This window comes from Streptomyces sp. NBC_01235, from assembly GCF_035989285.1.
Lineage (GTDB): Bacteria > Actinomycetota > Actinomycetes > Streptomycetales > Streptomycetaceae > Streptomyces.
On the sequence record NZ_CP108513.1, the window covers coordinates 7,209,338 to 7,223,122 of the forward strand.

The following is a 13,785-nucleotide window of genomic DNA, read 5'->3' on the forward strand; positions in this document are numbered from 1 at the left end:
AGCCCCGCCCGGTTACCCGACGGTTTGGGCCTCCTGGACACCATGCCGGATTCGCCCGTCCTCCCGGCCTGGCTGACGGAGGACGACATTCCGGCGTACGTCGAGGACTTCGCCCTGCACGGCGAGCCGGCGTTCATCGGAGCCTTCAACTGGTACCGGAACATCGAACTGCTCGCTGCCTTCGGGGGCGCGGGATCGACGTCCCTGCGCTGTACATGGTGGGGTGGGGGACCGCGACATGGTCACCGCCCTGCGTAGCCCGGGCGGGAGCAACCCGCTGAGCGCCGTAGCGCGACTGTACGGCCCGGTGGTACTGCCGGCCTGTGGCGACTGGACACAACAGGAACGTCCCGCCGAGGTCAACGCCGCATTCTCGACCTCCTCGCCCGCATCGACGGCCCGGCACCACGATGACACTCCGCAGAATCCGCCTGGCCGACACCCTCCGGACAGAGCAGGGGCTGCGGCCCACGCGCACGTGGCCGCCAACCTCGACCGCTTCGCTTTCACTGACGGGTTCGCCATGTTCAAGAACGGCTTCCAGCGGACCGCCGTACCCACGCACGGCCCTGCTTGCACCCCAAGCCTCCCATGACGGTCACCGACCGCCTCCTGGGCTTTCCGCACCGCTGATTCACCCCAACCAGACAGAGGACACGCTGATGCCACAGCGCAACCCCATCCTGATCACCGGTGCCGCCGGCGCGGTCGGTGGTGTGAGCCGCACGATGGTCGACATGCTGCTCGAACAAGGGCACCCGGTGCGCGCGTTCGTGCGCCAGGACGACGAACGCGCCGCTGCGCTCCGCCAGGCAGGAGCCGAGGTCTTCGTCGGCGACCTGCTCGACATCGCCGACGTGACCGCCGCGTTGAATGGTGTCCGGCGCATCTACTTCAGCATGAGCCTGTCGCCGTACTACACCGACGCCGTCGGCCTGATGGCCGCGGCGGCGAGGGCTCAGGGCGACATCGAGGTCTTCGTCAACATCTCCGAGTACGAGCAGTCCTTCATGACGTTCGAGAGGATGACCGCGTCGGAGGAGGAACGGCGTGCCTGGCTCGGCGGGCTGATCACGCAGTGGTCGCCGCAGCAGCGGGCACACTGGGTCGCCGAGCGGATGCTGGAGTGGTCCTGCCTGCCGACGGTGAACATCCGGGCGGCCATGTTCGTCGAGAACCCCCTGATGACCTGGCTGGCCCTGGGCCCGCTGAGCGAGGGTGAACTGCGCCTGCCCTTCGGCCCTCACCGGCTCGCGCCCATCGCGGGTTACGACGTGGCGGAACTGTGCGTGAAGATCCTGGCCGACCCGGAACCGCACATCTCGAAGTCCTACGAGCTCAACGGCCCGGAGCTGAAGGACATGCACGGCTTCGCGGAGGACTTCTCGGCCGTGCTGGGACGCCCGGTCACCTACGTCCCCGTAGAGGTCGAGACCTGGAACGAGACCTACATCGACAGCGCCGACGCGCTGGCCGCGGTTCCGCACACCGTCGAGCACCTGAAGACCCTGACCCGGCTGATGGGCTGCGGAGGCTACCGCGGCGTCACCGACCAGCTGGAAACCCTCCTCGGACGCCCGCCGAAGACCGTCCGCTGGGCATTGCGGAACCACCCGCTCATCCAGAAGCTGGCATCCGCCTGAGCCGCTGAATGATCCGGGCCCCCTCTCGCTCCCGGATTCCACCCTTTTGTGCGATGGCTCAAGGCAGGAGCGACCTGCTGTCGCTGGCTCATGTGCCTGATGTGGCCTGCGCGGAAGGCTCGCAGACTTCATACATGTGCGGGCGCTGTCGGGTACGTTTGGTGATCTTGACTCTTTGCGCACTTCGTCGTGGCGCCCGTGCTGGATCGGTGCTGGATGCGCGTGCATTTCCGCAGGTCAGAGCCTTATGGTGGAGTTCCGCTTCAACGTCTGAGCGGGTGAAGCAACACCACGTTGCCCACCTGGCATACGTGCAGGTCAAATGGGGTCGGCTCCTCCGGGAGTCGATCCCATTTGCCTGCGACCGTCGTACGACCTCATCGTGGTCGGTGCCGGCGCGGGCGGCGGCACCGTTGCCGGAGTGCTCGCGGAAGCAGGGGCTCGGGCGCTGCTCGTCGAGCACTCACCGGCGTACCGGAACGAGGAGCCGCGGGGCGACCACCTCCACGGCAAGCGCGTGTCGGTCTACGCGGGCAACGCGGGTCCGGGAGCCGGGAACCCGAGGCTCTTCGAGCGCGCCGACGGCACCGTGGCGAGGCTGTGCGGTGAGTTCGGCGGGCAGGGCGGTGTCGTGGGTTTCTGACTCGGAGGAACCCGGGGCCCGGGTGCCGGGAGTGGCGCTCGGCTTACGCCTTGCGCGACCGCGGACTTGGTTGCAGGCGCCCCCACGCTCCGCTGCCCCCGCGCGGGGGACCCTCCATCGCCCCGCTCACCGGTGTTGACCAGGCGCCGCGGCTTTCCTGCCGCTTGATTCGCCGGACAGGCCCCAGCCCCGTCAGAACCGGTCATATCCCGACGTGGATGTGCGCGGCCCACAGTCGGGGGTCGTCTGGCTTCGCGTCGCGTCCTGCCACCGTTGCGCGGTGCAGCGCGCGGGCCGCGCAGGCAGCCAGCGGCGGCCGGTTCCCGCCGGAGGTGAGCGCGGTGTAGAACGCGTCGGTCAGGGAGGCCGCCGCCTGGTCGTCCACGGGCCACAGGGTGCCGACGACGTTGGCGTATCCCGCGAGCAGGAACGCTGCGGTCAGGTGCAGCATCTCGTCGACACGGTTGGGGGGTGTGGTGGTGGTGCTGCACGCCGACAGGCAGGCGAGACCGCCGTGCAGCCGGAGGCCGGAAATCGCTCCGAGGGTCAGTGGGCTCGTCTCGTGATCCTGGAGGATGAGGCGGCTGTCACGGGGACGGGTCCAGTCGCTCGCCGCGTGACAGGCGAAGTGCACCACTTCGTGCTGCGGCAACACGGCGAGAACGGCGTCTCGGAGCGCTTTCGGGCCTTTCAACACAAGGGCGTCGGGGATCAGCTCGATCAGCCGGCGGACCTCTTCGTGCACCGAGGGCAGTGGACGTGCCTTCGGTGTCTCGGGCATCGCGACGACGAGCGTGCGGTCGCGGCGGCCTCCGGGATGCGTGGCGCGGAGTTCGGCGTATGCCTGTCGCGCGTGGGCCAGCGCTCTGAGGGTCGGCGTGTATGACGAGACCACCCGGTCCATGACGGTCCGTGGTGTGCTCCCGTCGTTGTGTCGTGCGTCGTTGTGGTGGCCTGCCGCGTGCAACGGGAAGTAGGCCATCGCTCCGGTCGGACACCACCACAGGCGTGGAGGTTCGCCGTCGGCGGTCGGTTCGCATCGCTCTTCCAGGGCGGTGAGAACGGGACGCGCCACGGTGTCCCACAGCCAGGCGAGCACCTCTTGCGGTGCGTTCCGCGCACGTTGACGCTGTGCGAGCGTCGTGGCCGGGCCCGGGTTCCACAGCCGGTTCACCTCGCGTGGGATCACAGCCGGGTCGAGGTCGTGCAGGGGGATCACCAGCAGCCCGGAGCGGGTCACGGCAAGGGCATCGCACCGCGTGAAGGACGCGTTGATGTAGACCACAGGACCTTCGTCGGCCAGTGGGCGCAGCTCTTCCCAGGTGGGCGGGAGAAAGAAGCCCTCGAAGCCTGGCAGGGAGCGGATCGTCCGGAGCAGTTCGTCCCATTCCGCCCCGAGGTCGGCCCGCTCGGCCGCGATCCGCTGGCGATGGCCGCCGTCATGGTCCCGCGAGCCCTTCGCCGACGTCGTGATGCGCGCAAAGCCGGCGGGTGCGGCGCTGGCGCTGTCGAGGGCCCGTGCCCGGGCCCGCAGCCCGTCCAGGGCCTCGGCCAGCTCAGGGTGGTCGAGGCGCAGACGAGCGAGATCGCCCCGGGCGTCGATGGCTTCTGCCATGAGGACGCCCCGGGTCTGTTCCAGAAGCTCCACAGCTCGCTCCGGCTTGCCCGCGTCGAGCGCGGCGGCAGCGGCGTCCGCGGCAAGGCCGGTGATCCGCCCGAGGTGGTGCTCGCGGTCCTCGCGCTCAAGGGACCTTGGCGCCAGGTGAACCAGGAGCGTCGCCGCGTACTCGTACGCCCTCAGTGCCTCGTCGGTCCTGCGGGCGGCTTGTGCGTATCGCCCCCACCGCGAAGCCGCGGCCAACCGGTCCATGGCAGAGGACGAGGGTGAGTCCGCGGCGCTGCGTAGGGCGCAGAAGGCCGCTTCCAGCAGGTCGTCATCAGGATCGCGCTGATGACGCCGCCAGAGAACGATGCCTCGTTCCCGCTGGAGGGCGGCATGAATGGGAGAGTCCCCGTCGGTCAGGAGGATTCCCTCAGCGGTCGCTCGGTCCGCCTCGTCGAGGAAGGAGAGGTCTCCCGTCTCGTCGTACTGGGCGATGCCGAGCTGGGCCAGATTGTGCAGGCCGACAGGGCGCGACCACCACGCGGCGCTCGCCGCCGCCTCGCGCAGCATCCGCGCGGCCTCTTCGCCGTGGGCGGGATCACGGGTGAGAGCGTGGTAGTTCCTGAGTGCCAGACCCAGTTGGTTGAGGTTCATCGGGCGGGTCACGTCGTCGGCGGGAGCCAGTTCGAGAGCTTTCCGGCTCGCGGCTATGGCGGTGGTGAGGGCGTCCCTGTCGTCCGTACGGAGGTGGAAGCGCAGCGCGACGTCGCCGAGTGCCGACTGGAGTTCCGCGCGCCAGTGGTCCTCGGGCGGGGAATTGTGGATGGCTCGCTCCAGGATCGCCACGCTCTCCTCCAGCGGTGCCAGATCCCCGGTCGTCTCGTGCAGAAGGGCCAAGGTGCTACTGAGATTGCTGACGTACAGAGAGTGGTCGACGTGCTCGGGACGAGAGGCCGCCACCGCCGCGCGCAGCCGCTGCACTGCCGTGTGCAGGTCAGCGGTGTCACCGGTCAGGCGAAAACTGTTCCTCGCCACCATTGCCAGGTTGTTCCAGGTCGGTGCGTCGTCCCGGTCGAGGCCGAGCGAGCGGAGGCCCGCGGCTTCCGCCTCCTTCAGCGCGGTCCTGTCGCCCGTGGCCGCGTACAGGTTGGTGAGGGACTTGCACAGGTTGCTCCAGGGGTGGGGGGTGAACACTCGCTGCTCGTCGGCGACCGAGGATCGGGCCGCGGCCACGGCATCCCTGAGGAAAGTGAGGTCGCCTGTTGTGTCGTACTGGGTGTGCAGGACGTAGCCCAGTCTGGCCAGGACATGGACCCGATGGTGGTGATGCTCCGGCAGCAACGAGGCGGCCTGCCGCGCGTGTTCCACGGCCTTCGCCAGTTGCCGTTCGTCGCGGCTGTGGAGGTAGGAGTCGTGCAGCGCGGTGGCCAGTCCTGACAGCGGGGCCGCCGTGTCCGGAATCGGCGAAGGGTGCCGGCCGAGCGCAAGCCGGTACATCTCGACCGCTTCGTCGAGGAGTTGCACCCGGCCGGTTGCGTCGTACCAGTCGTGAAGAATCGACGCGAGTACCGCGCCCACGGCCCTGGGCGTCCCGCCCGATGCCTCGGGCAGAGCCGCCCGGAGCGTTTCGGCCGCCTCGCGCAGACAGCCGGTTTCGTGCGACCAGGTGTACTGCACGTGGAGGGCTTCACCGAAGCGCATCACGCAGTCGTCGTACCAGGGGCCCCGAGTGCGCGTGCCGATGATCCGGCGCAGGTCCTCCGCGAGGTCTGTGACAAGGTTCTGCGCGCCGAAGCGCTCATACGCGAAAAGGACGACCCGCGCGCGCGACGCCTGATGCTCCAACAGGTCGGGATCGTCGGCGGGGGAGAGCCGTGTGGCTTTGTAGGCAGCGGCGACGGCTTCCTCGAACATCGGCCGGTCACTGCTGAACGGGGCGAGGACAGCCGCGGCCCTCACACCGGACCACAGCTCCGCCGGACGCGCCGATGCCTGTTGCCGTACGAGCGACAGAAGTTCCCGGGTCGTCGCCGTCGCCTCCTCCAGGGCGGCGCTCTCCCCGGTTTCCTCGAGGAGCAGGTGCAGGCTGCCGCACAGAGCCCCCAACCACCCTGGGCGGGCCGGATGTCCGAGTGGTGTCCCAGCCAGGACTTCCCGGCACAGTCCACTGGTGCGCCGGAGCAGTTCCGGTGTCGCACCCCTGCGCTCTGCGGAGTTCCGCAGCAGATCGTGGAGGACCTGTCGGCCGCGCAGCCCGGTGGCCGAGTCCACATCGGTCACGCGTACGGACTGCTCGGCCGTCGCCACTGCCTCGTCGAGCAGTTCGGGGGAGTCGGTGAGGAGATACAGCTCGGCCAGGACGCCAGCGAGATCCGTGACATCCGCAGGAGCGCTCGCGGCTTCGGGACCGGTGATGCTCAGGATGCGCCGCAGCAGCGCTGCCCTTTCCCACAGTGAAGCCTCGGTGGGTTCCACGTGCCCCAGCACCACCAGCAGGTCCCGCATGGTTCCTACGCCCGGCTCACCGTCCGGAAGGTCGCGCACCAGCCCCCGACTGATCCCGACGGCTTCGGCCAACGCTGCCGAATCGCTTGCCAGGTCGTGTCTGAGCAGCAAACAGACGACCAGATTGTGCAGACCGACGAAGCGCGCCGGATGGTCGTCCCCCCGCAGGGCGACCACTTCCCGGAAAGCCGTTTCGGCCTCGTCCAGCAGCGGGAGGTCCCCTGCTGCCAGGGCCGCCTGATACGACGTCACACCCAGGTTCGTCAGCGTATGGGCCCGCCCCACACTGTCCGTGCTCTTCACCGCGGCTACGGCCGCGCGGCGTCGGGCCAGCACCCTCGTGAGACCTACCTCTGCCGTCAACTCGTCCAGTGCCGCGAGCTGATCGGCAGTGTGCGAGATGAACTGCGCTCGCCCCGGTGCGTCTTCCGGCAGAGCCTCATACGCGTGTTCCAGCAACTCCACGCAATTCCGCAATGCGTCGAGGTCACCGGTCTCCTCGTGCACGGACAGCAGCAGTTCGGCCCTGTGGCGCCACAGCGCGTAATCTCCCGGCGGGCGGTAGGCGCGGCGCAATTGATCCCGGAGTCCGGGTGGAAGCGTCGCCGCGGCACTCCGGTGGACGGGACGCAGCAGGTCCAGCGCGAAGAGCCGCTCGGCGCCGGGCTTCCAGGTTCTGCGGGCGGCGTGCCGATACCAGAGGAGCACGCCCACCGCGCGTCGTACCTCGAGGTCACCGCCCAGCGCGTCCCCGGCGAGGCGCAGCAGCTCCTGCGCCTCGCGGCGCGCACGGCGCGAGAACAGTGCCGCACGGTCGTGCGTCCCCTCCCAGCGGCGCGCACGGTCTTCTACGGCGGCCAGCAGCATCCGCCGTCGAGCGGACTCGGTGGGCCCGCCCGCGGCGGTGTCCGTGTGTGCGTCCGTCACGCCACTCCCCCCGTAACTCACGGCGTGATGTGAAGTGTTGAGCAGAATGCCCCGGTCCGCCCCGCCGGGACAAGGGCGCTCGCCGCTCGCCACGTACTCGAAATGCGCCCTTCGTGCGCCCTTCCCGATGAGTGGCTGGGATCCCAGGATGTATGGCTTGTTGCCGGAATCCGGTGTAGGGGGGACTCTTGACGGACCAGCAGATCGCGGGCGGGACCGAGGGCGCCTGGCGTGCCTCGTCCCCGGCGCAGGGGCCGCTGCCGGACCTGGACGACTTCCTTGAGCCGCAGTCGGACCAGGAGGGTGACCTCGCGGCGATGCGGTGTCGCCTGGACTTTTCGTCGGACGTCACCGCCGACGCCGTGGCGGAGTTCCTCGACGTCCTTCTCGAACGTCACCCGGATGTGACGCGCTGGTCCGTGGCCGTCGCGGGCACCACGATCGGCACGACTTCCCGCCGGCATCTCGAGCGGCTGCTGGACGTGCGGACACGAAGCGACGGTTCTCTGGGAGACGCCGAACAGGCGCGGTTGCCCAGCGAGTCCGCCCAGTACGAGCCGCTCCGGTTCGTCTGTGCCACCGAGGGCTGCGCGAGCCGTGTCTGGCGCACCCACCTGGACGTTCGTGACCCACCCCGCTGTGCCGAGCCGGGCCACGGGGAGTTGAGGTTGGTGACCTGACATGGGGTCCATGGCCCAGCCCATCACGGCCGTTCTCACCGGACGCTTCTTCGTGACCGGTTTCCTGCCGGTCTTCCTCGTCGCGGGCTACGTATGGCTGCTCATCTCGGCAGGCGCCGCCTCCGGGAGGCCGGACTTCACCGCGGCCTGGCACCATGCGTCGTCGCTCACGATCGCCCAGATCATGCTCGCCCTCGTGGGTGTGATCCTCGTGGCGGTACTGCTCACACCCTTGCAGGCCGGGACCATGCGCCTGCTGCAGGGGCAACTGCCGAAGCCGCTTGTCGAGGCCGGCCGGGCGTGGCAGCGACACCTCAGGACACGGCAGCAGGCCGCGCTCGGGCGGCTCCTCGCTGCCTCCGACGACCCCGATCACGCGTCCGTCCAACGGGCCGGCAGGCTCAGCGCCAGGCTGCTGCGGCGCTATCCCGCGGAACCGCGTGAACTCGGACCGACCGCGCTCGGCAACACCCTGGCGGCCATGGAGGACTCGGCCGGGAGCCAGTACGGCTATGACGCCGTCGTGGCCTGGCCCAGGCTCTATCCGGTACTGGACCCCGCCACTCGGGCGATCGTGGACGACCGGAGAACCGCCCTCGACGCCTGCGCGCGTCTGTGCACCGCCTTCGCCGTCGCCGCGCTCGTCTCGCTCGGACTGCTCGCGGACGACGGCCCATGGCTCACGCTGGTCCTGGTCCCATCGGGTCTGGCGTGGCTCAGCTATGCCTCCGCCATCCGGTCGGCGGAGGCATACGCCCTTGCCGTCGAGGTCGCCTTCGACCTGAACCGCTTCGCCCTCTACGAGGCACTGCATCTGCCGCTGCCGGAGAACGCGGCTGCGGAACGCGAGTTGAACCGAAGGCTGTGCCTGCAATGGCGGCAGGGCGTCCCCGCGGATTTCACTTACCGCCCGCCCGGCTCGCCCTGAACCCCCTGGCGTGCTCGATCCGCGGGGGCGGCAGACGCGGGCGGGCTCAGGAGGCGTCGAACGCCAAGCGCCGGATGTTCTCCGGGGGGAGGGCGTCGTGGAGCGACGGCCTCCTGCGCGAGGGGCCGTGGCTCGCCGCCAGGCCGTTCGCTCCTTCGCTCCTTCGCTCCTGCTCATCCCCCGATGTCGTATTCCCAGCACTCCTCGATGCCCGCCCCGCGCAACAGTTCGCGCGCGAGGGCGGTGCGGGGTGTCAGGTTTTCCGGGGGTTCCGGGGGCTCCGGGGGGAAGAGGAAGGCCGCGATGTCGCCGCTGTGGGCCACCTGGAGGCCGAGGGCGCCGCAGGTGCGGGCCGTGGTGAGGAGGCGGTCGAGGGCCGGGACCGGGAGGTGCCGCTGGTTGAGGAGCGCGCTCTGGGTTGCCACCCTGCCGAGCAGGGCCGCGTCCTGGGTGTGGAGGGAACGGCGGAGCAGGACCCGCAGGCGGTCGAAGCGGGCGATCTCCGTGCTGTCGTAGCGGGGCGCGGGGAGGGCGAGGGTGTCCACGCCGTGGCCGCCGGTGGCCGTGGTGTCGTTGGCGCGGGAGCCGAAGCCCAGGACGCGCAGGGGTGGCAGACGGCGGCCGAAGTCCTCGATCACCGTGCCCTCGCGCTGCGCGAACAGCACCGCGGTCTCCTCGAACATCAGTGCGTCGGAGGCGGTCTCCGCGCGCACCGCGAGCCGGGCAGTCTCCCGTGCCGTCAGGGGAGCGCCGAACGCGTCCCGCACGGCCCGGACCGCTGCCAGGACGTCGCTGGTGGAGGAGCCGAAACCACGGCCCAGGGGAGCGTCCCCGGTCAGTTCAAGATGGCCGCCCATCCCCAAGTACAGGTCTTCCAAGGCAAGTTCGGCCGCCCGGCGCGCCTTCTCCTTCCACGGCGGGGAGACGGTGACCTCGCCGCCGGGGACCGCAGTGAAGGTCGCCCGGGTCGTGTGGAGCGGGCAGGGGAGCGTGACCAGGGCGCGCACGGGCACGCCTGCCGGGCCGGTGAACGCGCCCTGCACGAGCTCGCCGTGGTGGACGGGGGCCGTTCCCGTACCGGTGCCGGTAGCGGTACTGGTGCCCGTGCCCGTGCCTGTGCCCCTGTCCGTGTCCGTCGCCGACACCACCCGCCTCCGCCCTCCCGTCCCTCGCGCGTCCCGATTCCGGCGCCATCGTGCCAGCCGGGGCGGACACGGCCGGATGTCGGTGGTGGGTGCGAGCATGGAGGACGTCGGAGAGGGCGGCGGACGGTCGGCAGGCGAGGGGGCGGCGGCATGGCACGGGCCTGGGCGCGGGGCGGGGAGACGGCAGCCGCAGGCGACCGTGCCCGTGGGCCGTTGGACACGGCCCCGACCGTGGGCCGACGGGCCAGGGAGCTGTACGAGGAAGGGGCGCGGCTGTACGACGCGGCCCGCACCCTGTGCGCCGACCACACCCGCGCCCTGGACGCCGTCCGGGCCGCCCACGCCCCGCTCAGGGACGCCCTCGTCGCCGAGGAGCTCGGGTCCATCCCGCTCGCCCGGCTGAAGGACGTCACCAAGGGGCGACTGCGTCTCGCGGCGGTCGAGGCGGCCGGGTTCGGCTCGGTGCGCGAGGTGTACGAGGCGAGCCGTCACGCGCTGCGGCAGATTCCGGGCGTCGGCGCGCAGACCGCCGACCAGGCGCTGGCCGCCGCCCGGCAGATCGCCCGCGCGGTCGGGGAGACCGTCTCGGTGCGGATCGACGTCGACCACCCCGAGCCCCGCACCGCCGCCCTGGTCACCGCGTTGTACCGGCTCGTGGAGGCCGGCCCCGAGCTGCCCCGCGCCGTGGAGGCCGCCGACCGGTACGAGACCAGGCTCGCCGAACTGCTGCCCGCGGTCCGCCCGGCCACGGGCCGGCTGCGGCTGGCGCTCGCCGGGAGCCACCGCCGGGAGGCCGCGCGCGCCGCGGTCACCGAACTGCGCGAGCTGACGGCCGAGGCCGCCGGGGCGGACGTGCCGCTGCGCCTGGCCCAGGCCACCGCCGACCTGCTGCGCGAACCGGCCTCCGAGATCGAGTCCTGGGTCGACTTCGAGGTCCGCTCCGCCGAGTACTACAGCCGGCTGGCGGAGATCTGCGCCCACCCGACGGACGTCGCGGCCACCGAGGGGTTCGTGCCGTCGGAGGTGGCCGAGCGGGTGCACGCGCAGCCGCTGGACGACACCCATCGCCGGGTCTCCCTGCGTGGCTACCAGGCCTTCGGTGCCCGGTTCGCGCTCGCCCAGCGCCGGGTCGTCCTCGGCGACGAGATGGGGCTCGGCAAGACCGTCCAGGCGATCGCCGTGCTCGCCCACCTCGCGGCCGAGGGGTACGCCCACTTCCTGGTGGTGTGCCCGGCGGGCGTGCTCATCAACTGGACGCGGGAGATCCGCGCGCGCAGCACGCTCAGGGCGGTGCCGGTGCACGGCCCTGAGCGGCGGGACGCGTACGCGGAGTGGCGCGAGCGCGGCGGCGTCGCCGTCACCACCTTCGACGTGCTGCACACCCTGCCCGAGCCGGAGGCGACGAGCAGGCCGGGCGGCGGCCCCGGCGCCCCGCCGCCCGGCCTGCTCGTCGTCGACGAGGCGCACTACGTCAAGAACCCCGACACCCGCCGCGCCCGCTCGGTCGCGGTGTGGACCGGGGCCTGCGAGCGCGTCCTGTTCCTCACCGGCACGCCGATGGAGAACCGCGTCGAGGAGTTCCGCGCCCTCGTCCGCCACCTCCGGCCCGAACTCGTCCCGGAGATACGCGACAGCGCAGCCGCGGCCGGTCCGCACGCCTTCCGCAAGGCCGTCGCCCCCGCCTATCTGCGCCGCAACCAGAAGGACGTGCTCACCGAACTGCCCGCGCTGATCCAGGTCGACGAATGGGAGGAGTTCAGCGCCGCCGACCGGGACGCCTACCGCGAGGCCGTCGCCGCGGGGAACTTCATGGCCATGCGCAGGGCCGCGTACGCCTACCCGGAGAAGTCCGCCAAGCTGCAACGGCTGCGCGAACTGGTCGCGGAGGCGGCGGCCAACGGCCTGAAGGCGGTGGTGTTCTCGTACTTCCGCGATGTCCTGCGGGCGGTCCAGGACACCCTGGGTGACGGCGTGTTCGGGCCCATCTCCGGAGACGTCCCCGCCGCCCGCAGGCAGCGGCTCGTCGACGACTTCACCGCGGCCGAGGGGCACGCGGTGCTGCTCTGCCAGATCGAGGCGGGCGGTGTCGGACTCAACCTCCAGGCCGCGTCCGTGGTCGTCCTGTGCGAGCCGCAGGTCAAGCCGACCCTGGAGCACCAGGCCGTGGCCCGCGCGCACCGCATGGGCCAGGTCCGCGCCGTCCAGGTGCACCGGCTGCTGGTCACGGACAGCGTGGACGACCGTCTGCTGCGCATTCTCAGGAACAAGAACCGCCTGTTCGACGCCTACGCCCGCCGCAGCGACACCGCGGAGGCGACCCCGGACGCGGTGGACGTCTCCGACGACGGCCTCGCCCGCCGCATCGTGGAGGAGGAACAGCGCAGGCTGGCCGGGGAGCCGCAGGGCGTCCCGTCGTCAGAAGGGCTTCGGCTCGGTGACCCAGCCCGCGGCCAGCACCAGCCGTGAGCGGCGGTGCAGGGCGAGGAAGCCGAAGGGGCGGTCGAAGCGGGCCTTGAGCTTGGTGGTGATCCAGCGGAGCCGGGGCGGCGCACCGCCCGGGGCGAAGGCGACCGCCGTCACCGCGGCCGCCCGGAAGCCCTCCGCGCCGAACTCCGCCATCGCGGACTGCCGAGCCGACGCGACGGCCAGCGGAAAGGCGCTGATGCCGGGGAAGTGCCCATGGTCGGCGTCCCGGGCGGTCGTGAGCCCGAACAGCTCATGCCGCGCCAGCAGATCGTGGTCGGCGGAGACACCGAACGCCGCCGTCGTGACGTCCAGCGTCGGCGGATCGGGCGTCATGGAGCGCTCCTTCACGACGCGCAGCCCGGGACCGACCTCCCCGTAGGGGAGTTGCGGGCCAGGGACGACCGGGTGCCGCCCGGCGAGGAGGCCCACGCCCGCCCCCAGCACCTGCCCAGGCGTCATGTGCTCCTCGCCGAGCAGCAGGTGGACGTCGATGCCGTCGGTACCGAACACGGTCAGCCGGGTGACGTGCCCGGCGGGCGTGTCCGTGACACCGATCCGGTCCAGCAGGAGGGTCTCGCGCCGCAGGCCGAGGAGCGTTCGGCCATGCCAGTGCGGGCTGAGCAGGGGGACATCCCTGAAGGGCCGCAGCCACCGTGTCCGTAGCGCCAGCGCGCTCGCCAGCACCATCATGGTGTCGTCGCTCAGCGCGACCGGCATCCGCTCCACCAGCCCGCCGGTCCGCTTCACCGCCCAGGCGTCCAGGACCTCGGCGTCGGCCACCGCGTCCCCGGTGAGCACCCCGTGCGCCTCGGCCGGCAGCCCCGCCTCCCAGGCCTCCCGCAACTCCAGGGTGCGCCTGGTCCACAGCCCCAGGGCCGTGTCGAGACCGCGCATCGACGCCATCGTGGCGAGCAACTCGCGCCCGGCGGCGGCAGCTTCCCCCGCGGGCACACCGAGGGCCACGGCCAGTTCCTCGCGCGCCGGGCCCGACGCCCCGTCCGCCAGGAAGGCGAGCAGCGGCCACACCCCCGCGGCCGAGAAGACGGACCCGCGCCCGTCCCCGTCCACGACCCCCGCCCACCGGGCGGTGAGCCCGTTCACCGCCCGGATCGTCGCATTCGTGATCACCATTCCGCCCCCGCTCGTGCCGCGCTTACGATGCGCCCAGTCGTACGTCATTCGTACGCCAGTTCAGAGCCGGTGTCGGAACCCCCTGCCAGACTGACCGAAGCACCTGTACCTGAA

At 71.3% G+C, this 13,785-nt stretch carries 9 protein-coding genes; 6 read left to right on the plus strand and 3 right to left on the minus strand.

The features are described 5' to 3' along the window. The first annotated feature begins 42 nt into the window (after positions 1 to 42). From OG289_RS32530 to OG289_RS32540, 3 genes are all read left to right on the plus strand, one after another. A complete protein-coding gene (locus tag OG289_RS32530) occupies positions 43 to 258 on the plus strand; it encodes a hypothetical protein (RefSeq protein ID WP_327317613.1) in 216 nt (71 codons plus the stop codon). Between the two features lie 404 nt (positions 259 to 662). Then, positions 663 to 1,643, plus strand: coding sequence for an NmrA family NAD(P)-binding protein (locus OG289_RS32535; protein ID WP_327317614.1), 981 nt, complete (start codon positions 663 to 665; stop codon positions 1,641 to 1,643). Between the two features lie 382 nt (positions 1,644 to 2,025). Continuing rightward, on the plus strand, positions 2,026 to 2,286 hold the full coding sequence (locus OG289_RS32540; protein WP_327317615.1) for a hypothetical protein: 261 nt from the start codon (positions 2,026 to 2,028) through the stop codon (positions 2,284 to 2,286). 202 nt (positions 2,287 to 2,488) lie between these two features. Here the strand turns inward: OG289_RS32540 and OG289_RS32545 are convergent, their stop codons facing one another. Beyond that, a complete protein-coding gene (locus OG289_RS32545) occupies positions 2,489 to 7,321 on the minus strand; it encodes a CHAT domain-containing protein (protein ID WP_327317616.1) in 4,833 nt (1,610 codons plus the stop codon). A gap of 188 nt (positions 7,322 to 7,509) precedes the next feature. On the opposite strand from OG289_RS32545, the gene OG289_RS32550 reads away from it, so the two are divergent. After that, positions 7,510 to 8,001, plus strand: a complete 492-nt coding sequence (locus tag OG289_RS32550) for a hypothetical protein (protein WP_327317617.1) — start codon at positions 7,510 to 7,512, stop codon at positions 7,999 to 8,001. 10 nt (positions 8,002 to 8,011) lie between these two features. Beyond that, the gene (locus tag OG289_RS32555; protein WP_327317618.1) at positions 8,012 to 8,929 is read left to right on the plus strand and encodes a hypothetical protein; all 918 of its coding nucleotides are present in this window, start codon (positions 8,012 to 8,014) and stop codon (positions 8,927 to 8,929) included. Between the two features lie 173 nt (positions 8,930 to 9,102). Here OG289_RS32555 and OG289_RS32560 read toward each other — a convergent pair whose 3' ends face one another. Beyond that, on the minus strand, positions 9,103 to 10,074 hold the full coding sequence (locus OG289_RS32560; RefSeq protein ID WP_327317619.1) for a GHMP family kinase ATP-binding protein: 972 nt from the start codon (positions 10,072 to 10,074) through the stop codon (positions 9,103 to 9,105). A 150-nt stretch (positions 10,075 to 10,224) separates the two neighbouring features. Here OG289_RS32560 and OG289_RS32565 point away from each other — a divergent pair, with 150 nt between their 5' ends. Further along, positions 10,225 to 12,540, plus strand: a complete 2,316-nt coding sequence (locus OG289_RS32565; protein ID WP_327317620.1) for a DEAD/DEAH box helicase — start codon at positions 10,225 to 10,227, stop codon at positions 12,538 to 12,540. Here OG289_RS32565 and OG289_RS32570 read toward each other — a convergent pair. After that, positions 12,490 to 13,671: a serpin family protein gene (locus tag OG289_RS32570; protein WP_327317621.1), complete on the minus strand. Its 1,182-nt coding sequence runs from the start codon at positions 13,669 to 13,671 to the stop codon at positions 12,490 to 12,492. The genes OG289_RS32565 and OG289_RS32570 overlap by 51 nt on opposite strands. Positions 13,672 to 13,785 lie beyond the last annotated feature (114 nt).